Source organism: Aeromonas popoffii, assembly GCF_037818705.1.
In the GTDB taxonomy this organism is placed as follows: Bacteria; Pseudomonadota; Gammaproteobacteria; order Enterobacterales; family Aeromonadaceae; genus Aeromonas; species Aeromonas popoffii.
Map to the genome: position 1 here is coordinate 4,021,122 of NZ_CP149129.1, position 24,369 is coordinate 4,045,490.

Below are 24,369 nucleotides of genomic sequence, written 5' to 3' on the forward strand. Positions count from 1 at the left end.
GCGCAAGAATTCGACAATAAAGCCTTGTGGGATTAGTTTTCCTGCTGACGGATCCGACGCATGGATCGCTGGATCCGGCTGTCTTCCCTCTGCATATCCAACAAGGTGTCCTCGATAAAGGCCAGGTGCTCATGACAAGCAGCCCTGGCCCGCTCCGGAGCCCCCGACAGGATAGCCTCGATCAGATGCGCACGATGGCGACGGATCTTGGCTACCACTCCCGGACGGCGATTCAAAATTTCGTTATTGCGTAAAATGTTCTGCTCAAGCATGGGGCCCATGGCCCGCAGCAGGTGCAGCAGCACCACGTTGTGGGACGCCTCGGCCACCGCCAGATAGAACTGGGTCACGGCGGCGGATTCGGTGACCAGCGAACCTTGCTGGCCAGCTTCCTCAATGGCTGACTGCGCCTGACGAATACGCTCGGCATCGGCTTCCGTCCCCCGCAACGCAGCATAGTAGGCACAGATGCCTTCCAGTGCGTGACGAAACTCCAGCAAGTCATACTGGGCTTCGGGGTGGGTGCTGAGCAGCTCGAACAGGGGATCTGCAATCCCCTTGCTCAAGGCATTTTGTACGTAAGTGCCACCGCCCTGACGGCGATACAAGAGTCCTCTGGCTTCCAGGCGCTGGATGGCTTCGCGCAGGGAGGGGCGCGACACCTGAAACTGGATGGCGAGTTCCCGCTCGGGCGGCAACTTCTGGCCCGGCTGCAAACTGCCTTCCAAAATCATGCTTTCCAGCTCGGCGACGATGGCGTCGGCCAGCTTGGGTTGAGTTATCTTGAGATAGGGCATGAGGCTACTTTGTTAAATTGGTATTACCAATTTCATGAATGGGGCGAAAATTAGCAGAGGACTTGGGAAAAGTCCACCCAAAAGATGATCTGAATCAAGGTTCAACCTTGCCACCTAAGGGGTAAATGGAGGGATTTATGATGTGGCGCATAGAAATTGGTCTGACCAATATTTTTGAGCTGGCTCACAGGTAACATTTGTTCAACAGCACAATAAAATGGCCTGCCATAAAGGCAAGCCATTGATTTTAAAAACACTAACTTTGTTTTAGAATAATTACTTAAAGTTGAGCATTTTTCTATATCGATTCCATTCGAAACTTCCGCCCGGATCTGTCTTGCGCCCTGGCGCTATATCGCAATGACCGACAATTCGTTGCGCTGTAATGGCAGGATAATGGCTGGATATGGTTCGACTGAGCCCCGCCAGCACCTCATATTGTGCATCGCTGTAGGGCAGCTCATCGGTCCCTTCCAGCTCAATGCCGATGGAAAAATCGTTACAGGCCTCCCTTCCCTCCCAGCTCGATATCCCGGCATGCCAGGCACGTGCGCCAAATGGCACGTATTGCACCAGCTCGCCGTCCCGCCGGATCAGGCAGTGGGCCGAGACCCGCAGCTGATGAATGCCAGCGAAGTAAGGGTGCGCCCCAGGGTCCAGCCGTCCCATGAAGAGATCGTCGATCCAGGGACCGCCGAACGCCCCTGGTGGCAGGCTGATACCGTGTACCACCAGCAGGGAGATATCGTCCAAACTGGTCCGCTCGTTGTAGTGCGGTGACGGCACCTTGCGGGCCTGCTCACACCAACCGTCTGAATCAATGGAAAAAACTGTTTTAGGCTGGGTCATCATCTACTCAATCTGCAATGGAATGACACATGTGATAGCGCCGGATGGGCAACAAAGCGATCCGTCTCTCAGGCTCCTCTCAATCCACCAAGGCAACTGTGATAGGCTGAACCATCTTCTGTTCAACTCTGGAAAGGATATGCACCCGATAGCGCGCCGCTTCTGGTTGCTGGCCTGGCTCTCTCTGATGGGGCTGCTGACCCTCTACTTTCACGCCCGCTCGCAACCCACAGTCACCGCCAGCGGCGACCTGCTGCTCAAGGCCGATGCCAGCGGCCACTATCGACTGGAGGGTGCCATCAACGGCCAACCGGTGCAACTGCTGCTGGACACGGGGGCAACCCGGGTCACTGTGCCACGTCAGGTGGCCGAGCGCATCGGCCTGAGCCCCAATGGCAACAGCCTGGTCAACACGGCAGCAGGTACGATTCAGGTGCAGACCGGCCAGATTGAAACTCTGGTGATGGGTCCGCTGACCTTGTACGATTTGCCTATCTATATCAATCCGGCGGCCGACGGGGACGTGATCCTGGTGGGCATGAATGCCCTGGGCCGGCTGGAATTGCGTCAGAAAGACAGACAATTGCTTCTCAGACCCTTGCAGGAATAACAGGCATGTTACAACAGGACATCCGCTGCGCCGTGCGCGCCGCACTACTCGAAGACTTGGGTCAAGCCCTCACCACGCTGGACCAACCGGATGCCAGCGCCGATATCACGGCCCAGCTGATCCCGGCGGATCGCCTGGCCAGCGCCCGAGTCATCACCCGCGAAGCTGGCGTATTCTGTGGCCAGCCTTGGGTGGATGAGGTGTTCGTCCAGCTCGGTGGCGAGGTAAAAGTGGAGTGGTTAGTACAGGATGGCGAACGGCTCACCCCCAATCAGGAGCTGTTCCGCCTGCATGGTCCGGCCCGTGTGCTACTGACCGGCGAGCGCAACGCACTGAACTTCGTGCAGACTCTCTCGGGTGTCGCCACCCTCACCGCCCGCTACGTGGCCGAGCTGGCAGGCACCTACTGCCGCCTGCTCGATACTCGCAAGACTCTGCCGGGGCTGCGCACCGCCCAGAAATATGCCGTGACCTGCGGCGGCGGCAAGAACCACCGAATCGGCCTGTTCGACGCCTACCTCATCAAGGAGAACCATATCCTTGCCTGCGGCGGCATAAGCGAAGCCATCAGCGAAGCGCGCCGCCTCAATCCGGGCAAACCGGTCGAGGTGGAGGTTGAATCCCTGGCCGAGCTGGAACAGGCGCTGATGGCCAGCGCAGACATAGTGATGCTGGACAACTTCGATGTGCCCATGATGCGCGAAGCAGTGGCCCTCAATCGGGGCCGTGCCAAGCTGGAGGTCTCTGGCAACGTCACGCTGGATACACTCGCGGAGTTTGCCGCCACCGGCGTCGATTTTATCTCGGTAGGGGCGCTGACCAAGCATGTGCGAGCACTGGATCTCTCGATGCGCTTTATCTAGCCGGGGAAGTGTCGCAGTCGCAGGATTGCACCGTGACATATAACAAGATGAAGGACTTGCAAAAGGCGCCATGGGCGCCTTTTCTTTATGCTGACTCCCTCAGCAAAGGAGTGTGATGATGGATCCTATCCCGCCAGTTAAAAAGAGTTCGCACAGAATCTTTGTCTATGATTTATATCAAATTTTTATTAAATGATAAAAAGGTTGTTAACAAAGGCCACACCTCTGTTGCCAAGCCGGACAGCTCGGATAAGATATTGACGGGTGGATAGTTTTCCACCACCACTGCCCAGGAACCAAGGACAAAAGGACATTTGACATGAAGAAGCAATCAGGCTTTACCCTTATCGAACTGATGATCGTGGTCGCGATCGTGGCCATTCTGGCCGCCATCGCGCTGCCGGCATATCAGAGCTATACCAAGCGCGCCAAGTTCTCGGAGGTTATTGCAGCCGTAGGACCCGCGAAAACTGCAGTTGAAGTCTGCGTACAGGGATACACTGGTACGGGAACAATCGAAGATGATTGTGCTGCTGCTGCTGATACTGCTATCTCTGGAGCCTCAGCAGTTACCGCTAACTTCGCAAGTGCGGATGTTTCAAGTGGCGGGGCTGGAGGTGATATCACAATAACAGCCACCGCAACTGCTGCTCTCGATAATTCCACTTATTCCTTAGTCACTTCAGGTGGGGTAACCACTGGTGGCCAAGTATTGTGGACAATCTCTGGTTCCTGCAAAACCGATGGTAAATGCTAACGCATGACCTCTAGCCCCAATAGCGGCCTGGCGTTAAGCCTGGCCGCCTCTTCCCTGATAAGTGAAGAGGACTCCCAGCGCTATCTGAGCCAAGCCAAGGCCCAGCGCAAACCCTTTGTGACCTTTCTGATAGAGAGCGAGATCCTCGACAGCAAGACGCTGGCGGATTTCTGTGAGCTGGAGTATGGGGTACCTCTGCTGGATCTTGCCGCCTTCGACCTGGCCGAGATACCGCAGAAATACCTCAATCAGAAGCTGATTGAGAAACACCATGTGCTGCCCATCTACACCCAGGGCCATACCCTCTATATCGCCATGTCGGATCCGACTAATGTATCGGCGCTGGAGGATTTTGGCTTCAGCTTCGGGCTGCATACCGAGGCGCTGCTGGTCGAGGAGAACAAGCTGACGGCCGCCATCGGCAAACTGCTGGAGAGCGAGCAGGAAGCCCTCGGCATGGAGGACATCGACGAATCCGAGATCTCCGAGCTGGAAGTCTCGGACGAAAACTCCCGGCTGGATGAGAGCGTCAATGCCGCTGACGACGATGCCCCCATCGTCAAATACATTAACAAAATCATGATGGATGCCATCAAGCGTGGCGCATCCGATCTGCACTTCGAACCCTATGAGACCAAATACCGCATCCGCTTCCGGATCGACGGCATCTTACACGAAATCGCGACGCCACCGGTTAATCTGGCCAACCGCTTCTCCGCCCGCCTCAAGGTCATGGCACGGCTCGACATTGCCGAGCGGCGGCTGCCGCAGGATGGCCGCATCAAGCTGAAGCTGTCCCGCAACAAGTCGATGGATATGCGGGTTAACACCCTGCCCACCATGTGGGGTGAGAAGATCGTCATCCGGCTGCTGGACTCCTCGGCGGCGCGGCTCAACATAGAGCAGCTCGGCTTTGACGACCGGCAGAAAGCACAATATCTGCACGCCCTTTCCAAACCGCAGGGCATGATATTGGTCACAGGCCCCACCGGCTCGGGCAAAACTGTCTCCCTCTACACCGGTCTTAATATTCTCAACACCACAGAGGTGAACATCTCCACCGCCGAAGATCCGGTGGAGATCAATCTGCCCGGCGTCAATCAGGTGCAAGTCAACCCAAAGGCAGGGCTGACCTTCGCCAGCGCCCTGCGCTCGTTTCTTCGCCAGGATCCCGACGTGGTCATGGTGGGGGAGATCCGGGATCTGGAAACCGCCGAAATCGCCATCAAGGCCGCCCAGACAGGCCACCTGGTGCTCTCCACCCTGCACACCAACTCGGCCGCCGAGACACTAACCCGGATGATGAACATGGGGGTGCCCGCCTTCAACATTGCCTCCTCGGTGACCCTGATCATGGCCCAGCGACTCGCCCGCAAGCTGTGCGATCACTGCAAGACACCCGAAGTAGTACCAGAAGCCGAGCTGCTGGAGCTGGGATTCACCCAGCAGCAGCTGGCCGCCGGGCTGCGCCTGTTCAAACCCGTGGGCTGCAAGGATTGCTCGGGCGGTTACAAGGGGCGGGTCGGTATCTACGAAATCATGCTAATGTCTGAAAACATTGCAAAATTGATCATGCAAGGTGCCAACTCGCTGCAAATTGCAGCCATTGCCCAAAAAGAGGGGATGCGCACTCTGCGTGTATCCGGCCTTGAGAAAGCTCGTCTGGGAGTGACCAGCCTGGCAGAAATCAATCGGGTGACCACCAACTGACAGTGCATATCGATCAAGCTGATTCATCCAGGTATCGCCCAGCCGGCACTCCTGAGGATTTCCATCAAGCCAAGGCAACCCGCATAGCAAGGTGTTGAGCGGGATACCAGAGCCCAATTGCAGGACGCAGTGATGGCAACGCTAACGCAGAAACAGAATGCCCCCAAGAAAGTCTTCTCCTTCCGCTGGAGCGGAGTGAACCGCAAGGGTCAGAAGGTCTCCGGTGAGCTGCAGGCCGACAGTATCAACACGGTCAAAGCTGAGCTGCGCAAGCAGGGTGTCAACGTCACCAAGGTGAGCAAGAAGAGCCAGGGATTATTCTCCAAGGGTGGTGCCAAGATCAGGCCGATGGATATTGCCATCGTCTCCCGTCAAATCACTACCATGCTTTCCGCTGGCGTCCCCTTGGTACAGAGCCTGCAGATAATCGCCCGCAGCCACGAAAAAGCCGCGATGCGTGAACTCATGGGACAGATCGCCGCCGACGTGGAAACCGGCACCCCCATGTCCGAGGCGCTGCGCCGCCATCCCCTCCACTTTGATGCGCTCTATTGTGATCTGGTGGAGGCAGGGGAACAATCCGGTGCGCTGGAGACTATCTATGACCGGATCGCCACCTATCGGGAAAAGTCGGAGGCGCTCAAGTCCAAGATCAAGAAGGCGATGTTTTACCCAGCCATGGTCATACTGGTTGCCATCGTTGTCACCTCCATACTGCTGCTGTTCGTCATTCCGCAGTTTGAGGATATTTTCAAGAGCTTCGGTGCCGAACTGCCCATCTTCACCCAGGTTGTCATCGGCATCTCTCGCTTCATGCAGCATTGGTGGTTTGTCATCTTTGGCGGCACTGCACTCGCCATTTTCCTCTATGTACGGGCATGGCGCACCTCCCAGAAGGTCAAAGACAACACCGACAAGTTCATCCTCACCATTCCTGTGGTCGGCATGATACTGCACAAGGCGGCCATGGCCCGTTTCGCCCGAACCCTCTCCACCACCTTCTCCGCCGGGATCCCGCTGGTGGATGCACTGATCTCGGCCGCAGGTGCCTCCGGCAACTATGTCTATCGCACCGCCGTCATGGCCATTCGCAACGAGGTGGTCGCCGGCATGCAGATCAACGTGGCCATGCGTACTGTGGATCTCTTCCCCGACATGGTGATCCAAATGGTGATGATCGGCGAGGAGTCCGGTGCCATCGATGATATGCTCTCCAAGGTTGCAACCATCTTTGAGCAGGAGGTGGACGATCTGGTCGACGGCCTCACCAGCCTGCTCGAGCCCCTCATCATGGTAGTGCTGGGGGTGCTGGTTGGCGGCATGGTTGTGGCCATGTACCTGCCCATCTTCAAGCTGGGTGACGTAGTAGGCTGATTCACGAGGGTATGCGCTCATAAAACGCATGCCCTTCCCCCCATTTCATGACAGACGGTTGGTTATGACACTTCTCCTCGAGCTGGCACACAACTTGCCCTGGCTCTATTTCTCGCTGGTATTTCTCTTTTCCCTGATGATCGGCAGTTTTCTCAACGTGGTGATCCATCGCCTGCCCATCATGCTGGAACGGGAGTGGCAGGCCGAATATCACAGCTACTTCACCCCTGATGACGCGGGGGGCGACGAGCCGCCCTACAACCTGATGGGGCCACGCTCCTGCTGCCCTCACTGCCATCACCCCATCACGGCACTGGAAAACATCCCCTTGCTGAGCTGGCTCTGGCTCAAGGGTCGCTGCCGAGGCTGCCAGGCTCCCATATCGGCCCGCTATCCGCTGGTCGAGCTGCTGACCGCCCTGCTCTCGGTTGCCGTTGCCATGACGGTTCCCCCCGGCTGGGGCACGCTGGCAGCCCTGCTACTGACCTGGGTGCTGGTGGCTCTCACCTTTATCGATTTCGACAAGATGCTGCTGCCGGACCAGCTCACCTTGCCCCTGCTGTGGGGCGGGCTGCTGTTCAACTTACTGGGCGGTTTTGTATCGCTTGGCGATGCGGTGATCGGCGCCATGACCGGTTATCTGGTGCTATGGAGCCTCTATTGGGCATTCAAGCTGCTCACTGGCAAGGAGGGCATGGGCTATGGTGACTTCAAGCTGCTGGCCGCGCTGGGTGCCTGGCTGGGCTGGCAAGCGCTGCCCATAGTGCTGCTGCTCTCCTCCCTGATCGGTGCCTTCATGGGCATAGGCCTGATCCTGTTGCGCAACCACCATCAGAGTAAACCCATTCCCTTTGGCCCCTATCTCGCTATCGCGGGCTGGATTGCGCTGCTGTGGGGCGATAGCATCACCCGCTGGTATCTCACGACTTTCCTCTAAAAAAGGTGATCTGCCCCATGTATGTAGTCGCAGTCACAGGTGGCATTGGTAGCGGTAAAACCACCATAGCCAACCAATTTGCCGCACTGGGCATAGACGTAGTGGATGCGGACATCATCGCGCGCGACGTCGTGGAACCCGGCGCCCCGGCCCTTGCCGCCATCGCGACCTACTTTGGTCCGGATGTCATCGCCCCTGATGGCCAGCTCGATCGACGCAGCCTGCGGGAACGGGTGTTCAGCGACCCGAACGCCAAGGCCTGGCTCAATGCCCTGCTTCACCCCCTGATCCGTCAGGAGATGCTGCGCCAGTGCGCCTCTGCTCGCTCGCCCTACTGCCTGCTGGTGGTGCCCCTGCTGGTGGAGAACAAACTCACTGGCTTGGCCAACCGGGTACTGGTGATCGACGTGGATGAAGCAACCCAGATTGAGCGCACCTGCCGCCGGGATGGGGTATCGGCCGAGCAGGCCAAGGCGATCATCGCAGCCCAGGCAAGCCGGTCGGAGCGGCTCGCAGCGGCGGATGATGTCATCGATAACCACAATGGCAGCAAAATGGCGATTAAAACGCGGATTTTGGCGCTGCACGAAACATATCTCGCATTTGCCTCTCAACAACCCCGTCAAGTGTGAGTACACTAGGCCGGTTTATGGCTGGCCAGGATTAGGCATGATTTACGATTTTCCCCTCAATGAAAAAAGCCGGACCTATCTTCGTCTGGAGTCCCTGTTTTCCCAGATCCGCGACAATCTGGAGAGTGACCAGTCCTGGGCACACATCGCCTTCTTCAAGGGGCTGTTCGATCTGCAAGAGCTGCTGGAGCGTGGTGATCTGCGCGCCGATCTTATCAAGGATCTGGAACGTCTAGGCCAGCGTCTGAGCCACTGGGCCAGCCTGCCGGATGTCGACCTGGAACAGATCAAGCAGATGCAGCAGGAGAGCACCCAGCTCTCTCGCAACCTGCTCAGTGCCCCACGTCCGGGCGCCAGACTGAAAGAAGATCGGCAGCTCGGCGCCATCCGTCAGCGCTTTTCCATCCCTGGCGGTCTTTGCGCCTTCGATGTGCCGCAGCTGCACCACTGGCTCGGCATCCCGGCTGCCGCTCGCCATCAGCAAATGCAGCTGTGGCTCAGCGACATCAACCTGCTGATGAATGCCATTTCCCTGCTGCTGCGGCTGTGGCGCGAATCAGGTAACTTCAGCGATCAGATCGCCACCAACGGTTTCTTCCAAGATACCGCCGAGAGTGCCGAGCTGATCCGGATCCGCCTGCCCGGCGCCCAGCAGTGCTATCCGACGCTGAGCGGCCACAAGAACCGTTTCGCCCTGCGCTTTCTGCCAACCGCAGAACAGCAGATTGGCGATGTCCCCTTCCAGCTCGCCTGCTGCTAAAGAGCAAGAATGGTCACCAAGATAAAATGCCCGACCTGTAAAACCGAGCTGGAGTGGGGTCCCCAGAGCCCGTTTCGCCCCTTCTGTTGCAAGCGCTGCCAGCTGATCGATCTGGGCGAGTGGGCCAACGAGGAGAAGCGTATCCCCGGCCCCATCAATCCGGACCTGCTGCCTTACCCGGAAGAGGGTGAGCAGTGGCAATGAGCCGCGAACAAAAAGGGCCCGCAAGGCCCTTTTTTCATCTCTGTCATATCCACGCGACCCAGCTACACCGCATCAGACGGTCAAACAGGCCTGCAACCGCGCGACGATAGGACCGTTGGCATCCGGGAACCGGTATTCATGCAGCGATGCCAGCGGCACCCACAGACACGCCTGACCCTCCTTGCCGAACGGATCACCGCTGAAACGGGTCACCTTCCAGATATCCAGCAACACCTGCTTCTCTGGGTAGTCGTGATGCAGCTCCATGAAGGGGGCACAATCCAGTACCCGGATGCCAATCTCTTCCCACAGCTCCCTGTCCAGTGCGGTGAGCAGGTCTTCCCCCGCCTCCACCTTGCCACCCGGGAACTCCCAGCGATCGCCCTGATGGCGGTCTGAAGAGCGCTTGGCGATGAAGATCTCGCCCCGTTCATTCTCGATGACGCCAACCGCCACCCAGAGCCGTTTTTTCTGTTCCATCATTGTCCTCAACGTAAACACGGCAACTTGGTCATCCAGGGGGCCAACCGGCGGGCCTGGCGTTCCCCTTGTGCCGTAAAGATATCCTGCCCCACATGCTCACCCCCATCGGGAGCGGGACGCGGCCAGGGGAGCGCCCCTGGCGGGGTGAAGCAGCGATCATGAACCAGACAGCTCTGGGCCAGATAGCCCCAAAGCGTGTCGCGTAGAAACCATTGATCGATGTTCGGCGTTTCCATCGCCTCGGGTTGGTAGGCATCGAGCAAGGGGGTCAACGGCGGCAGAACGCCAGCGATCCCTCCCCACATGCCCGCCAACACCAGATCGGTGTGACTCCACCAATCCCGCATGATATGAAACCAGCGCCCCGATACAAGCCAGTCATCGACGGCGACACGCTCTCGCACGCTCAGCACTGAATCTACATCCCGCACCAGGAAGCGTCCCACCTGCGGGTCATTGACCACCAGGAAGCGCCAGCACAGACGCTGACGCTGGGATTGACCGGGCGCTTGCACCAGCACCTCGGCCCCCAGTTCCTGCAGACAAGTCACCATTGCCGACGGCACACTCTCATCCACATAGAAGCGCACACGCCACCCAGGGTAGAGATAGGTGGCCGCCAGTACGTTGTCGATAGCCCCTCGAAGATAGCGAGGTGCCTTGCCCCACAGGGAGAAAGCGATGACATCCTGCTTGCTTTCACGGCTCGCCAGCCAGGTTGACGGCTCATCGTCGGGTAACGACCAGTCGCCGGGCTGATATCGGGCCACACGATCTTTCAGGGTCAGCGCTCTGGTGCCTGCCACTGCCGCCTCAGCATGACGCCCCAGCTTGGCCAGCGAGGCGCAGAGCGCGTCCAGCGCATGGAAATCCGCCGGCGCTCGTACCAGCAGGATCTGCAGCCTCTCGACCGCACGTTCGTATTGCCCCGAGCGCGACAAACTGATGCCGAGATTGCGCAGCACCTCGTCATTCTCGGGCGCCATCTGGTGAGTCATCTCCAGCACTTGCGCGGCAGAAGCCGGGTCATCACACAGGAAGAGGTAATAGGCAAACTGCAGCTGCCATGCCACAGGTTTGACTGCGGCACCGTTCAGTCGCACCAGCAACTGCTGGATCGCCGCCTGTCGCTGGCCTCCGAGCCAGCGCTCATGGGCAGCGGAATCCCATCCTGTCGGCATCTTGCTCATCCAGTCCCTCTCCTTTTGCCGCCCTTAAATGAATGCACCGCCCGGAGGCGGTGCATTGAAGCGTCACTGACAGATCAGGTCAACTGACCATGGCAGTGCTTGTATTTCTTGCCGGAGCCACAGGGGCAGGGATCGTTGCGACCGACCTTCTGCTCGTCCCGCACGAAGGTGGTATGACCCTCTTTGGCATCGGCCTCTTCATCGGCCAGCTGGCTCTCTGCGGCAGCATGGGTGTAAGTGTGGGGAGCGGCTTCCGCCTGTTGGCGTTGCTGTTCTTCCAGCGCCTCCACATCACGTCCCTGCACCTGTACCCGGCTCAGTATGCTGACCACGTCGCGCTTGAGGGTTTCCAGCATCTGGGTGAACAGATCGAAGGATTCGCGCTTGTACTCCTGCTTGGGGTTCTTCTGGGCGTAACCGCGCAGATGGATACCCTGACGCAGGTGATCCATGGCCGCCAGATGCTCCTTCCACAGGCCATCCAGGGTTTGCAGCATCACGGCTTTCTCGAAGTTGCGCAGCACATCGATACCAACCATCTCCTGCTTGTGGGCATAAAGCTTGTTGGCTTCGTCCAGAATGCGCTCGCGCAGCTTCTCTTCATACAATTTGTCATCTTCTGCCAGCCACTGCTGCAGCGGCAGATCCAGCGCGAAGTCGGCCTTCAGACGCGCTTCCAGACCCGGTACATCCCACATCTCTTCCAGCGACTGGGGCGGAATGTACTCGTCGATCACGGCGCCGTAGACGTCGTCACGGATGACGTGAATGGTCTCGGAGATGTCGTTGGTGTCCAGCAGCTCGTTGCGCTGCTCATAGACCACCTTGCGCTGGTCATTGGCCACGTCATCAAACTCGAGCAGGCTCTTGCGGATGTCGAAGTTGCGACCTTCCACCTTGCGCTGGGCGTTTTCGATGGCCTTGGTCACCCAGGGATGCTCGATGGCTTCGCCCTCTTCCATGCCCAGCTTCTTCATCATGCCGGTGACACGATCGGAGGCGAAGATCCGCATCAGGGTATCTTCCATGGAGAGATAGAAGCGCGAGGAACCCGGGTCACCCTGACGACCGGAACGACCGCGCAGCTGGTTGTCGATGCGACGGGATTCGTGGCGCTCGGTACCTATGATGTGCAAACCACCGGCAGCCAGCACGGCATCGTGGCGGATCTGCCAGGCAGCCTTGATGTCGCTGATCTGCTCGTCGCTCGGATTCTCCAGCTGGGCAATCTCTGCCTGCCAGTTACCACCCAACACGATATCGGTACCACGACCGGCCATGTTGGTGGCGATAGTGACGGCACCGAGTTGACCAGCCTGAGCAACTATCTCCGCTTCCATCGCGTGGAACTTGGCGTTCAGCACCTTGTGCGGGATCTCCTCCTTGGTCAGGATACCGGAGAGCAGCTCGGAGTTTTCGATGGAGACAGTACCCACCAGCACCGGCTGACCACGGGAGACGCAACCGCGAATATCTTCGACGATGGCAGCGTATTTCTCCTGGGCGGTCAGATAGACCAGATCGCCCATGTCTTTGCGCACCATCGGCTTGTTGGTCGGGATAACGACGGTATCCAGGCCATAGATCTGCTGGAATTCAAAGGCTTCGGTATCCGCAGTACCCGTCATCCCCGCCAGCTTGTCATAGAGACGGAAATAGTTCTGGAAGGTGATGGAGGCCAGCGTCTGGTTCTCGTTCTGGATCTTGACCCCTTCCTTCGCCTCGACGGCCTGATGCAGGCCATCGGACCAGCGACGGCCCGGCATGGTGCGACCCGTGTGTTCATCGACGATGACGATCTCGCCTTTTTGCACTATGTAGTCGACGTTGCGCTCAAACAGGGTGTGAGCACGCAGACCGGCATTGACATGGTGCAGCAGGCTGATGTTGGTGGCGGAGAACAGGGAGTCCTCTTCTGCCAGCAAACCCTCTCGCTTGAGCAGCTCTTCCACGAAGATCTGGCCATTTTCGGTCAACAGGGCCTGACGGTTCTTCTCGTCCACCGTGTAGTGACCTTCACCCGTGTACTCCTCGGTGTCTTCCTTGTCCTGCTTGATCAGCTCAGGGATCAGCTTGTTAACCTGGATATAGAGGGCTGAGCTGTCTTCGGCCGGACCAGAGATGATGAGCGGGGTACGAGCTTCATCGATGAGCACGGAATCCACCTCATCCACCAGCGCGTAGTTGAGCGGACGCTGCACGCGCTGCTCCGGCGAAAACGCCATGTTGTCGCGCAGGTAATCGAAACCGAATTCGTTGTTGGTACCGTAGGTGATGTCGGCGGCGTAGGCGTCACGCTTCTGGGACGCATCCATGCCTGGCACGTTGCAATCGACCGTCATGCCGAGGAAGGTGAACAGGGGGCGGTTCGCCTCGGCATCGCGCCTGGCCAGGTAGTCGTTCACCGTCACCACGTGCACACCGCGACCGCTCAAGGCGTTCAGATACGCCGGCAATGTCGCCGTCAGCGTCTTGCCTTCACCGGTTTTCATCTCGGCGATGCGGTTGGAGTCAAGCACCATGCCACCGATCAGCTGCACGTCGAAGTGACGCATGCCAAACACCCGGCGCGATGCTTCACGCACGGTGGCGAACGCTTCCGGCAGCAGCTGCTCCAGCGTCTCACCCTGCTCCAGACGCTGACGATATTCAGCTGTCTTGGCCTGCAACTCGCTATCGGACAGGGCCTCGTACTGAGGCTCCATCGCATTGATCTGTTTTACAATTTTGCGTAAAGCCTTGAGCGTTCTGTCGTTCCGGCTGCCGATAATCTTGGTGAGCAGTGTGCTAATCATGGGTACCAACTATTTCTGGTTATATACATGTTCCGTCACTGGAACCTGGAGAAAAAAACCTAACCCCGTCTGGCATTAAGAAAGCGTGCGGGGTTGACCTGACGACCGTCTTTCAACACTTCGTAATGCAAATGGACCCCGGTCGCGCGACCGGTGCGTCCCATCAAGGCAATCTTCTGGCCCTGATCGACCAGGGTGCCCACTTCGACCAGCAACTTGGAGTTGTGGGCATAGCGGGTCACCAGACCATTGCCATGGTTGATCTCCACCATGTTGCCAAATTCCGGATGGCGGCCTGCCCAGCTGATGACGCCCTGGCCCGTGGCCAGGATAGGAGTACCGGGCTTGCCACGGAAATCCACCCCTTTATGCATCTTGGCGCGACCGTTGAACGGATCGACCCGACCACCGAAGCCAGAGGAGACCCAAACCCGCTCCTGCTTGACCGGCGATCCGGAAATAAAACCGGCATCGGTTATATGGTGATTCATGATGAAAGATTCAAGTACCGACAGCTGCTCTTCACGACTGCCGAGCTGCTGGCTGAGATGCTTCATGGAATCCTGCAACTCATTGAGGTTGACTTCCAGATCCGCATCATAGGAAGGGCCGCCCATGGGGGGCAACTCCTTGAAATTGAACTCCTCGGGATCGAGGTCTGCCTGCTCGGTCAGCCGCTCGCCGAGCGCATTGAGACGACCCAGCTGCCCCTGCATGGTGCCCACCTGGGCGGCCAGCATGGCAAGCTGTTCGCGGGCTTCATCGGCCCCTTGCGTGTTTTTTTGCTGTTCGGCCATGGCCAGCGCGACTGTCAGCGCCTCCATTTTCTGGTGCCAGCTCTGCCAGAGCCAACCACCGCCCAGGGCCAATACAGTGAAGAGGATACCGCCGACCCAGGCCAGACGTTGTTTGGGTAAGTGCAACTTGCGTCGCTGCTTGCCGTTGAGGATCAGGGTAATGCTCATAGAAATCTGTCTGCTCGGTCAGGTGAGGCCAGGAGCCAGCACGGGGAATAAAACCGGGAGATAATCGGTATTAAAGGATGGAGTCAATAAATGACGGAACGTCGGTGCGGAGAGAGGACCGACGTTCCGTTGCACAGCTATCAGGCCAGAACCAGACCGTTATCGTAGTAAGCGATGGGCGCTTTATCGCCCTCGCCCTCGAAGGTCACCAGTTCCCAGGCCTCCTGCTTGGCCAGCAAGGCACGCAGCAGCATGTTGTTCAGGGCATGACCCGTCTTGTAGGCACGGAATTCGCCAATGATGCTGCGGTTACACATGTACAGGTCACCGATCGCATCCAACATCTTGTGTTTGACGAATTCGTCTTCATAGCGCAGACCATCTTCGTTCAGTACCCGATAGTCATCCAGCACCACGGCGTTTTCCAGGCTTCCGCCCAGCGCCAGGTTCTGGGAACGCAGGTACTCGATGTCACGCATGAAACCGAAAGTACGGGCACGACTGATCTCTTTCACGAAAGAAGCACCGGAGAAATCCAGCACGCAACGCTGGTTGCGTCCTTCAAATACCGGGTGCTGGAAGTCGATCTCGAGATCCATCTTGAAGCCATTGCGATAAGGGTGGAATTCCGCCCACTTGTCGCCGTCTTCAACCCGGATGCTCTGCTTGATCCGCACAAACTGCTTGGCCGCATTTTGCTCACGGATACCGACTTCTTGCAGCAGGTAGATAAAGGGGTGCGCACTGCCGTCCATCACCGGGATCTCGGGTGCGTCAACCTCGACATAGAGGTTGTCGATCCCCATTCCGGCCAGCGCGGCAGAGAGGTGCTCAATGGTAGAGACACGGACACCGGCTTCGTTGACCAACGCGGTACAAAGCACGGTATCGCGCACCTGATCGGCATTGGCTGGCAGCGCCACCACAGGATCAAGATCGGTACGCAAGTAAACGATCCCTGTGTTAACAGGCGCCGGACGGAACGTCATTGTGACTTTCCGGCCCGAATGCAGGCCCACACCAGTGGCCTGGACACTCGTTTTCAAGGTTCTTTGTCTAATCATGGGCATATCCGCTTAACAGCTCATATTCCGGACCAGATGGTCGTGGCAGGCCATCTTAGCACATTCCTTAAACAACAAACAAACTAGTGCCATTAGGGGCTTAGTCAGCTTGCTTGCGCAGGAACGCAGGAATATCGAGATAATCCGGTTCACGACGAGCTTGCGGCTCGGCGTTAACCACCTTGGCCGGGGCCTCTTCCATCACGCGAGACTGCAGGGCTTCGCTGATCAGGGGCTGACGGGCCGGACGCTCTTGTACCATGTTGTTCTTCACCAGCGTGATGTCGGGCTTGCGCTCGGCACCGATACCGGTGGCAACCACGGTCACACGCAGTTCGTCGTGCATTTCCGGATCGATGACGGTACCCACCACCACGGTGGCGTTCTCGGATGCGAAGGCCTTGACCGCGTTACCCACGGTTTCGAACTCTTCGATGGTCATGTCCATGCCTGCGGTGATGTTGACCAGGATGCCACGGGCACCGGCCAGATCCACGTCTTCCAGCAGCGGGCTGGAGATGGCTTTCTCAGCCGCTTCTTCGGCACGGTCATCGCCGGTGGCGGAACCGGTACCCATCATGGCGGTACCCATTTCACGCATCACGGTACGCACGTCCGCGAAGTCGACGTTGATCAAGCCCGGACGGGTAATCAACTCGGCAATGCCCTGTACCGCGCCCAGCAGTACATCGTTGGCAGCCTTGAAGGCGTCCAGCAGGGAAATACCGCGACCCAGCACCTTCAGCAACTTGTCGTTGGGGATGGTGATCAGGGAGTCGACGTTCTTGGAAAGCTCTTCGATGCCGTGGGCGGCGAAGCCCATCCGCTTCTTCCCTTCGAAGGAGAACGGCTTGGTTACGACAGCAACTGTCAGTATGCCCATCTCACGGGCTACTTCGGCCACGATCGGCGCAGCGCCTGTACCTGTACCACCACCCATGCCGGCGGCGATGAACACCATGTCAGCACCGGTCAGCAGCTCACGCAACGCTTCCCGGTCTTCCATGGCCGCATCACGACCCACTTCCGGATTGGCTCCGGCGCCCAGACCCTTGGTGATGCCACCGCCGATCTGCAGAGTGGTGTTGGCACTGGAGTTACGCAGAGCCTGGGCGTCGGTGTTGACGGTAATGAACTCGACACCTTCGATGTTTTGACGAACCATGTGCTCGACCGCGTTACCGCCGCCGCCACCTACACCGATCACTTTAATGACGGCTTCGTCAGTGTGGCTATCCATAAATTCAAACATGTTGTCTCTCCGCTTTATTTGCCTGACTCAGCAAAATTCTTAAAACTCGCCACGCAACCAGTTGCTGACCCGTTTGACCAGCCCACCGACGCTTGCTTTGGCGGCATATTCCTTGCTACTGCCTGAAGATTGATGGGTGCGGCCGTACTGCAATAGCCCGACCGCGGTCGAGTACACAGGCGCCTGCACATAATCACTCAATCCCCGTATATTCATGGGCTCCCCTACCCGGACCTGGCTCTGGAAGATCTGCTCTGCACACTCCACAATGCCTTCGATCTGGGCAGCGCCGCCAGTCAAAACCACACCGGCGGCCAACTGATGCTTGACCCCCTGCGCTTTCAATTCGCTTTGTACCCGCACCAGCTCATCATTCACCATGGAGAGCAACTCGGTGTAACGGGGCTCAATCACTTCGGCCAGTGTCTGCCGTTGCAGGCTACGCGCCGGACGACCGCCGACACTGGGTACTTCAATATTGTCTTCCTTGCTGACCAGACGGCCGAGGGCGCAGCCGTAGCGCACCTTGATCGCTTCTGCGTCCAGCGGCGGTGTGCCGAAGGCGTAGGCGATGTCGCTGGTCACAGTGCTGCCAGCGTAGGGGATCACCTTGGTGTGGCGCAGGGCACCGCCGGTAAACAGCGACATATCCATGGTACCGCCACCAATGTCCACCACACAGACACCCAGCTCTTTCTCGTCTTCGGTCAGCACGGCATAGCTGGAAGCCAGCGCGGAGAAAATCAGCTGATCCACCCGCAGACCGACCTTCTCCACACATTTCTCGATGTTGCGGGCCATGTCGTTGTGGCAGGTGATCAGGTGCACCTTGGCTGCCATACGGACCCCGGACAGACCGACCGGGTTCTTGATGCCTTCCTGATAGTCGATGGCAAACTCCTGAGGCAGCACATGCAGCACCCGCAGCTCATCGGACAAACGCACCGATTTGGCGGTGTGGATGACGTTATCCACGTCCTCCTGGGTCACCTCCTCATCGGAGATGGGCACCATACCGGTTTCGTTGCGGCAATCGATGTGCTTGCCGGACAGCCCCAGATACACGGAGCTGATCTGGCAGTCGGCCATCATCTCGGCCTCTTCCACCGCACGACGCAGGGACTTGACCACGGAATCAAGATCGTTGACCCCGCCCTTATCCATGCCACGAGAGGCGTGACTGCCCATGCCGATGACATTGAGCTCACCGTCTGGCAGCACTTCGCCAACCAGAACCGCCACCTTGGTTGTGCCGATATCCAGTCCGACAATCAGATTTCTATCTGCGGTTTTGGTCATTCACTTTCTCTTCGTTCTTCTTCCAGCCAACTGCCATTCCGGTGTCGTATCGAAGATCCACATAAGCAACCTGCTCACGGGGTTCGATGATCGGAAAAGCATCGATAAACCGCTGCAATCGAAGCGCTATATCCGAGCGCCCCAAAAACAGCTGAATGTTGCCATCCAGGGTCAGTTCCCAGGCATGGCGGGGAGTCAGATTCACTCCCAGCAGCTTGTATCCCTTGGCTGCCAGCTGCGCCTCGTACTGACGGCTGGCTTCCAGTACCTTAACGGCCTGATCTTCCGGCCCGGATAGCTGCATCAGGGGGGTCTTCACCCTGTCCGGCGCACTGAACACCTCACCCTTGGTGTTGACGAAGCGGTTGCCATTCCAGCGTGCCGCTACCGCCTGCTCGGTGAGATAGACCTTGATCTTGTTTGGCCACTTCTTGCGTACAGAGACCTGAGCCACCCAAGGCAAGGCATTCAATCGCGCCTGTAATTCGTTTACATCCAACTCGAAGAAGTTACGCAGCTCGGCACCATCCAGCACGGCGTTACGCAACTCGTCGGTCTGCAAATACTGGTGCTGCCCCTGCAGCAACAACTCGCTCATGGGCAACCGATTGGCATCCGTCAGCCAACCTTTAACATCCAGCGCTGTCTGGTAGAAGCCCCACATGACCAGGATGAAAAATGCCACCCCTGCGATGAAGCCACCCTTGGTGCGCCCTTGTGCCCTTGCCTCCACCCGATCTTTCCCCGTTTAACGCGCCATGCCGGCCCTTTACAGACCGGTCCGCCATTATATAGGCCCCGGCTTGGCGGTCAAAATACTGATTGGGCCCTCAGGCGCCGGATTTCATGCTCTCAATGCTCAATTTCATCTCGCCGAGACGGCGTGCCAGCGCACCGACGTTCCCCGCCCCCTGGGTCAACACCAGGTCCCCCTCTCCGACCAGTCCTGCCAGCACTGAGGGTACGTCGTCCGGAGTCGCGACAAAGATGGGCTCCAGGTTGCCACGGGAGCGGATGGAACGGCACAGGGCGCGGCCATCAGCCCCCGGTATGGGCTCTTCACCGGCGGCATAGACCTCCAGCATCACCAGCACGTCTACCTTGGAGAGCACATCGGCGAAGTCCTCGTAGAGGTCGCGGGTGCGGGTATAACGGTGCGGCTGGAACACCATGACCAGGCGCTTCTCGGGCCAACCGGCGCGAGCGGCATTGATGGTGACCTTCACTTCGCTCGGGTGATGACCGTAATCGTCCACCAGCATGGCCTTACCGCGGCCAGTCTCGAATTCACCATATTGCTGGAAGCGGCGACCCACGCCTTCAAACTTGGCCAGCGCACGGATGATGGCATCATCGCCGATCCCGTCTTCGGTAGCGACCGCAATCGCTGCGGCGGCATTGAGCGCATTGTGGATGCCCGGCAGGTTCAGGGTCACTTCCAGCTCACCAGCGCCCGCTCGACGGACCCGGAAACGGCTGCGATTGCTGGTCTGCACAAAGTCCAGCACCTGTACGTCGGCATCATCGCAGAGACCATAGGTGATGGTCGGGCGGGCGATCTCGGGCAGCAGACCACGGATCACGGGATCATCCACACACACCACGGCCAGACCGTAGAAGGGCAGGTTGTGCAAAAAGTCGATGAAGGTGGCTTTCAACCGGGAGAAGTCACCGCCGTAGGTATCCATGTGATCCGCTTCGATGTTGGTCACTATGGATACCATCGGCTGCAGATGCAGGAAGGAGGCGTCACTCTCGTCCGCTTCGGCGATCAGATAACGGCTGCTGCCCAGGCGGGCATTGGTGCCGGCGCTGTTGAGCAGGCCGCCGATGACGAAGGTCGGATCACGCTCGGCCTCGGCATAGATGCTCGCCACCAGACTGGTGGTGGTGGTCTTGCCGTGGGTGCCGGCGATGGCGATGCCATGGCGGAAACGCATCAGCTCGGCCAGCATCTCGGCGCGGCGCACCACCGGGATGCGCAGCTCGCGGGCGGCCAGCAGCTCCGGGTTGTCCTGCTTGATAGCGGTAGAGACCACCACCACACTCGCCTCGCTCACATGCTCGGCGCTGTGGCCGACGAAAATATGAGCGCCCAGCGACGCCAGCCGCTCGGTCACCGCATTGCGGGCCAGATCCGAGCCTGTTACCTGATACCCTTCGTTGGCAAGCACCTCGGCGATCCCGCCCATACCGGCGCCACCTATGCCGATAAAGTGGATGCGACGCACGCGACGCATTTCGGGGATCACAGTACGCAGTTTTGCCAGTTCAACCTTGGTCATAATGTTCTCTCAGTCTGCCCAGCGGCGAGTCGTTTACACTCATCGGCTACCCGCTCGGCGGCATCGGTAATCGCGACGCGACGGGCAGCTTGGGCCATGTTCAATAGGGTTTCTCTGCGTCCGGCAAGCCAGCTGAGGCGTGCGGCCAGCGAGGCCGTGGTCAGCTCGGATTGGGGCAGGAATTCAGCACCGCCGCCATCGACCAGGGTCAGGGCGTTGCGGGTCTGGTGATCATCCACCGCATGAGGCAGTGGCACAAAAATGGCGGCAACTCCGGCTGCAGCCACTTCGGAGACGGTCAGGGCCCCCGCGCGGCACACCACCAGATCGGCCCAGGCATAGGCATCAGCCATGTCTTTGATGAACTCGCTTACCTCGGCCTCAACGCCCTGATTGGCATACTCCTGCGCGACAGCCTCCCGGTTGCCCTTGCCGCACTGATGGCGCACCGCAATGGGGACACCGGCAGCGGCAATGGCTGGCGGAACCTGTTCGTTGAGCACTCGGGCCCCCAGGCTGCCACCGACGATCAGCAGGTGCAGTGGCTCTGCGCTGCTGCGTAGCTGCGGATCCGGCAAGGCAACCACCTCAGGGCGCACCGGATTGCCCACTACAGCGGTACGACGGCTAGGCGCAAACGCCCCCGGGAACGCCATCAGCACCCGCTGGGCAAGGCGAGCCAGCAGCTTGTTGGTCAGGCCGGCCGCCGCATTCTGCTCGTGCAGCAGCAAGGGGATGCCGGACAGCCAGGCTGCCACGCCACCCGGGCCGGAGGCAAAGCCCCCCATGCCGAGCACTACGTCAGGCCGTATGGTCTTGAGCACTCGGCGCGCCTGCAGCACGGATTTGACGATGCGATAGGGAGCTGCCAGCAGACGCTTGATGCCATTGCCACGCACCCCCTGAATGTCGATGAAGGAGATGGGATAACCGTGGGCAGGCACCAGTTCGGCCTCCATCCGGTCGGCGGTGCCGAGCCAGTGGATGGTCCAGCCCTGGGCCTTGAGGCGATCGGCCACGGCCAAGCCGGGGAACACATGGCCCCCGGTTCCGCCCGCCATCACCAACAGAGTCTTGCTCACGAAACCTCCCGCACGCGCGCCTGAGCACTGGCCTGACGCAGCTCGAAATCGATACGAATCAACATACTCACCGCCACCATCATGATGATGAGACTGGAACCACCGTAGCTGACCAGCGGCAGGGTCAGCCCCTTGGTGGGCATCATGCCGCTGGCAGCACCGACGTTGACGAAGGTCTGGAAGCTGAACCAGATGCCGATACCGATGGCCAGGTAGCCTTCATACAAGCGCTCGGCCACCAGTGCCTGGTGCCCCAGCTTGAGTGCCTTGAACGCCAGCGCGAAAATGAGGAAGAGCGCGCCCAGCACGCCCACATAGCCCAGCTCTTCGCCCAGGATCGCAAACACGAAGTCGGTATGCGCCTCCGGCAGGTACTCCATCTTCTGAATGGAGTTGCCAAGTCCCTCGCCAAACCAGCTGCCACGACCGAACGCCATCAGTGACTGGGTCAGCTGGTAGCCGCTGCCGAACGGATCGGCCCAGGGGTCGAGGAAGGAGGTTACCCGTCGCATCCGGTAAGGCTCGACGATGATCAGGGTCACCACGGCTCCCACCCCCACCAGGATGAGGCCGATGAACTGCACCAGCCGCGCCCCCGCCAAGAACAACATACCCAGCGAAGTGACAAACATCACCACCACGGATCCCAGGTCGGGCTGAGCCAGCAGCAGTATGGCCACCACGAACAGCACAGCCATCGGCTTCATGAAGCCGATGAAGCGCTCGCGTACCTCGTTCTGGCGGCGCACCAGGTAGCCCGCCAAATAGACAAACAGGGCCAGCTTGCCGAACTCGGCCGGCTGCAGGTTGAAGGGGCCGAGCGGCAGCCAACGGATGGAACCGTTGACGCTGCGCCCCACCAGCAGCACCAGCACCAGCATGATGATGGCAAGCACCAGCATGGGGCCGTTATAGTGTTGCCAGCGGGCCATGGGCACTTGCAGCACGAACCAGGAGATGCCGAGCGCCATCACCAGGAAGAGGCCGTGGCGCTTCACGAACATGAAGGGATCGTTGTTGATGGCGATCCCCTCCGGGATCGAAGCCGAGGCCACTATCACCAGACCCACCGCCATCAATGCCAGTGCCAGCACCACCAGTTGCCGATCGTAGAGGCCCGCCGGGCGCGCAGGTAACAACCAGCGTTTCAGCACACCTGCGACGGCGCTAAGGGCGTTCATAAGGTGTGTACCAGCTCGGTGAAACGATCACCGCGCGCTTCAAAAGACGTGAATTGATCCAGGCTGGCGCAAGCCGGCGCAAGCAGCACCCAGTCACCAGGTCTGGCATCGGCGGCAGCCTTGGCAACGGCGGCCTCGAGGGAGGCGACCTGCTCGGTCTGCTCGCCCAGGGCCAGCAGCACCTCGGCATCCTGACCGAAGCAGTACATGTGATCGATCTGGTTGCCCAGCAGCGCCTGGATCGGGCCAAAGTCCTGGCCCTTGCCCTGACCACCGGCCAGCAGCAACAGGCGTCCCTTGACCGACTCGCGCACACCGGCAACGGCAGCCAGGGTCGCCCCCACGTTGGTGGCCTTGGAATCATTGATCCAGCGCACCCCGTTCACCTCCCGCACGAAGCGGGCACGGTGGGGCAGGCCTTCGAAGCGGCGCAGCACGGCGAGTTGCGGCTCGCGGGGAATGCCGACCGCATCGCACAGGGCCATGGCCGCCAGGGCATTCGCCTGATTGTGGGCACCGACGATCTTCATGTCGTCCACCGCGAGCAGTTGCTCCCCGTGCAGGGTCAACCAAGGGCGTCCCTCCAGCAGGCAGCGGCCATAGCCGTTGCAGTCGAGGCCGAAGCTCTGCCACACCTGACCCACATCGGGCAGGGTCTGGGCATCGTCGCGGTTGATCAGGATGTGCTGGGAATGCTGATGGATCTCCATCTTGGCGGCGCGGTAGTCGGCCATGCCCTGATAGCGATCCATGTGGTCCTCGGAGAGGTTGAGCACCACGGAAGCGGCGGCACGCAGGCTGTGAGTGGTCTCCAGCTGGAAGCTGGAGAGCTCCAGCACACAGAGATCCATCGGCTGTTTGAGCAACTCCAGCGCCGGGATCCCTATGTTGCCACCGACGCCGACTTTGAGGCCCGCCTCGGCAATCATCTCGCCCACTAGCGTGGTGACAGTGCTCTTGCCGTTGGAACCCGTGATGGCGATGACTGGCACCTGGGCCTCGCGCACGAACAACTCGATATCGCCGACGATGCTCACCCCGAACTCGGCCGCGGCTTTCAGCTCGGGGGTCGCCAGGGCGATGCCCGGGCTCGCGACTATCATGTGCGCCTGCCTGAGCAGCTCGCCGTCAAGTCCCTGGATCAGTGCTACCTCGGCGGGCAGTTTATCCTTGCCCGGCGGGTTGGCGCGGGTATCCATCACCAAAGGCGTGACACCACGGCCGAGGAAGTAATCGACGCAGGAGAGTCCGGTTTTGCCGAGTCCTATGATGATGACCAT

At 59.2% G+C, this 24,369-nt stretch carries 23 protein-coding genes; 9 read left to right on the forward strand and 14 right to left on the reverse strand.

Annotation, left to right across the window (positions count from 1 at the left end; translation table 11 throughout):
• Positions 1 to 32: 32 nt before the first annotated feature.
• Both pdhR and ampD read right to left on the reverse strand, forming a co-directional pair.
• Entirely contained in the window at positions 33 to 797 is a 765-nt protein-coding gene (gene pdhR / locus WJM78_RS18570; RefSeq protein ID WP_042039018.1) for a pyruvate dehydrogenase complex transcriptional repressor PdhR, read from the reverse strand.
• Positions 798 to 1,073: 276 nt separating this feature from the next.
• Positions 1,074 to 1,646: a 1,6-anhydro-N-acetylmuramyl-L-alanine amidase AmpD gene (gene ampD / locus WJM78_RS18575; RefSeq protein ID WP_339015921.1), complete on the reverse strand. Its 573-nt coding sequence runs from the start codon at positions 1,644 to 1,646 to the stop codon at positions 1,074 to 1,076.
• 139 nt (positions 1,647 to 1,785) lie between these two features.
• Between ampD and WJM78_RS18580 the strand changes: the two genes are divergently transcribed.
• From WJM78_RS18580 to yacG, 9 genes are all read left to right on the forward strand, one after another.
• The gene (locus WJM78_RS18580; protein ID WP_181364745.1) at positions 1,786 to 2,256 is read left to right on the forward strand and encodes a retropepsin-like aspartic protease family protein; all 471 of its coding nucleotides are present in this window, start codon (positions 1,786 to 1,788) and stop codon (positions 2,254 to 2,256) included.
• A gap of 5 nt (positions 2,257 to 2,261) precedes the next feature.
• A complete protein-coding gene (nadC, locus tag WJM78_RS18585) occupies positions 2,262 to 3,119 on the forward strand; it encodes a carboxylating nicotinate-nucleotide diphosphorylase (protein ID WP_042039021.1) in 858 nt (285 codons plus the stop codon).
• 319 nt (positions 3,120 to 3,438) lie between these two features.
• Positions 3,439 to 3,876, forward strand: coding sequence for a pilin (locus WJM78_RS18590; RefSeq protein ID WP_339010926.1), 438 nt, complete (start codon positions 3,439 to 3,441; stop codon positions 3,874 to 3,876).
• 3 nt (positions 3,877 to 3,879) lie between these two features.
• Positions 3,880 to 5,586, forward strand: a complete 1,707-nt coding sequence (gene tapB / locus WJM78_RS18595; RefSeq protein ID WP_339010928.1) for a PilB family type IVa pilus assembly ATPase TapB — start codon at positions 3,880 to 3,882, stop codon at positions 5,584 to 5,586.
• Positions 5,587 to 5,718: 132 nt separating this feature from the next.
• Positions 5,719 to 6,960 carry a type II secretion system F family protein gene (locus WJM78_RS18600; RefSeq protein WP_339010930.1) on the forward strand — a complete coding sequence of 414 codons (1,242 nt, stop codon included), beginning with the start codon at positions 5,719 to 5,721 and terminating at the stop codon, positions 6,958 to 6,960.
• Positions 6,961 to 7,024: 64 nt separating this feature from the next.
• Positions 7,025 to 7,897: a type IVa prepilin peptidase/methyltransferase TapD gene (tapD, locus tag WJM78_RS18605; RefSeq protein ID WP_339010932.1), complete on the forward strand. Its 873-nt coding sequence runs from the start codon at positions 7,025 to 7,027 to the stop codon at positions 7,895 to 7,897.
• Between the two features lie 17 nt (positions 7,898 to 7,914).
• A complete protein-coding gene (gene coaE / locus WJM78_RS18610; protein ID WP_339010934.1) occupies positions 7,915 to 8,529 on the forward strand; it encodes a dephospho-CoA kinase in 615 nt (204 codons plus the stop codon).
• A 37-nt stretch (positions 8,530 to 8,566) separates the two neighbouring features.
• Positions 8,567 to 9,289, forward strand: coding sequence for a cell division protein ZapD (gene zapD / locus WJM78_RS18615; RefSeq protein WP_339010936.1), 723 nt, complete (start codon positions 8,567 to 8,569; stop codon positions 9,287 to 9,289).
• Positions 9,290 to 9,298: 9 nt separating this feature from the next.
• A complete protein-coding gene (yacG, locus tag WJM78_RS18620) occupies positions 9,299 to 9,493 on the forward strand; it encodes a DNA gyrase inhibitor YacG (protein WP_042039030.1) in 195 nt (64 codons plus the stop codon).
• A 72-nt stretch (positions 9,494 to 9,565) separates the two neighbouring features.
• Here yacG and mutT read toward each other — a convergent pair whose 3' ends face one another.
• From mutT to murD, 12 genes are all read right to left on the reverse strand, one after another.
• Positions 9,566 to 9,973, reverse strand: a complete 408-nt coding sequence (gene mutT / locus WJM78_RS18625) for an 8-oxo-dGTP diphosphatase MutT (protein WP_181364743.1) — start codon at positions 9,971 to 9,973, stop codon at positions 9,566 to 9,568.
• An 8-nt stretch (positions 9,974 to 9,981) separates the two neighbouring features.
• Complete coding sequence (locus WJM78_RS18630; RefSeq protein ID WP_339010938.1) at positions 9,982 to 11,166, reverse strand: tetratricopeptide repeat protein; 1,185 nt, start codon at positions 11,164 to 11,166, stop codon at positions 9,982 to 9,984.
• Positions 11,167 to 11,240: 74 nt separating this feature from the next.
• Positions 11,241 to 13,961 (reverse strand): preprotein translocase subunit SecA, encoded by a 2,721-nt coding sequence (secA, locus tag WJM78_RS18635; RefSeq protein WP_042039035.1) that lies wholly within the window; start codon positions 13,959 to 13,961, stop codon positions 11,241 to 11,243.
• 59 nt (positions 13,962 to 14,020) lie between these two features.
• Complete coding sequence (locus WJM78_RS18640; protein WP_108536823.1) at positions 14,021 to 14,926, reverse strand: M23 family metallopeptidase; 906 nt, start codon at positions 14,924 to 14,926, stop codon at positions 14,021 to 14,023.
• Positions 14,927 to 15,066: 140 nt separating this feature from the next.
• A complete protein-coding gene (gene lpxC / locus WJM78_RS18645; protein ID WP_042039037.1) occupies positions 15,067 to 15,990 on the reverse strand; it encodes a UDP-3-O-acyl-N-acetylglucosamine deacetylase in 924 nt (307 codons plus the stop codon).
• A gap of 100 nt (positions 15,991 to 16,090) precedes the next feature.
• The gene (gene ftsZ / locus WJM78_RS18650; protein ID WP_042039038.1) at positions 16,091 to 17,242 is read right to left on the reverse strand and encodes a cell division protein FtsZ; all 1,152 of its coding nucleotides are present in this window, start codon (positions 17,240 to 17,242) and stop codon (positions 16,091 to 16,093) included.
• A 39-nt stretch (positions 17,243 to 17,281) separates the two neighbouring features.
• Positions 17,282 to 18,541 (reverse strand): cell division protein FtsA, encoded by a 1,260-nt coding sequence (ftsA, locus tag WJM78_RS18655; protein WP_005314183.1) that lies wholly within the window; start codon positions 18,539 to 18,541, stop codon positions 17,282 to 17,284.
• On the reverse strand, positions 18,522 to 19,274 hold the full coding sequence (locus WJM78_RS18660) for a cell division protein FtsQ/DivIB (protein WP_042039042.1): 753 nt from the start codon (positions 19,272 to 19,274) through the stop codon (positions 18,522 to 18,524). Before WJM78_RS18660 ends, ftsA begins: the two co-directional genes overlap by 20 nt.
• Before the next feature lie 97 nt (positions 19,275 to 19,371).
• Positions 19,372 to 20,826 carry a UDP-N-acetylmuramate--L-alanine ligase gene (murC, locus tag WJM78_RS18665; protein ID WP_042039045.1) on the reverse strand — a complete coding sequence of 485 codons (1,455 nt, stop codon included), beginning with the start codon at positions 20,824 to 20,826 and terminating at the stop codon, positions 19,372 to 19,374.
• A complete protein-coding gene (gene murG, locus WJM78_RS18670; protein ID WP_339010944.1) occupies positions 20,823 to 21,908 on the reverse strand; it encodes an undecaprenyldiphospho-muramoylpentapeptide beta-N-acetylglucosaminyltransferase in 1,086 nt (361 codons plus the stop codon). The genes murC and murG overlap by 4 nt, the downstream gene beginning before the upstream one ends.
• On the reverse strand, positions 21,905 to 23,089 hold the full coding sequence (gene ftsW / locus WJM78_RS18675; RefSeq protein WP_042039047.1) for a cell division protein FtsW: 1,185 nt from the start codon (positions 23,087 to 23,089) through the stop codon (positions 21,905 to 21,907). Before ftsW ends, murG begins: the two co-directional genes overlap by 4 nt.
• Positions 23,086 to 24,369, reverse strand: a complete 1,284-nt coding sequence (gene murD, locus WJM78_RS18680; RefSeq protein ID WP_339010947.1) for a UDP-N-acetylmuramoyl-L-alanine--D-glutamate ligase — start codon at positions 24,367 to 24,369, stop codon at positions 23,086 to 23,088. Before murD ends, ftsW begins: the two co-directional genes overlap by 4 nt.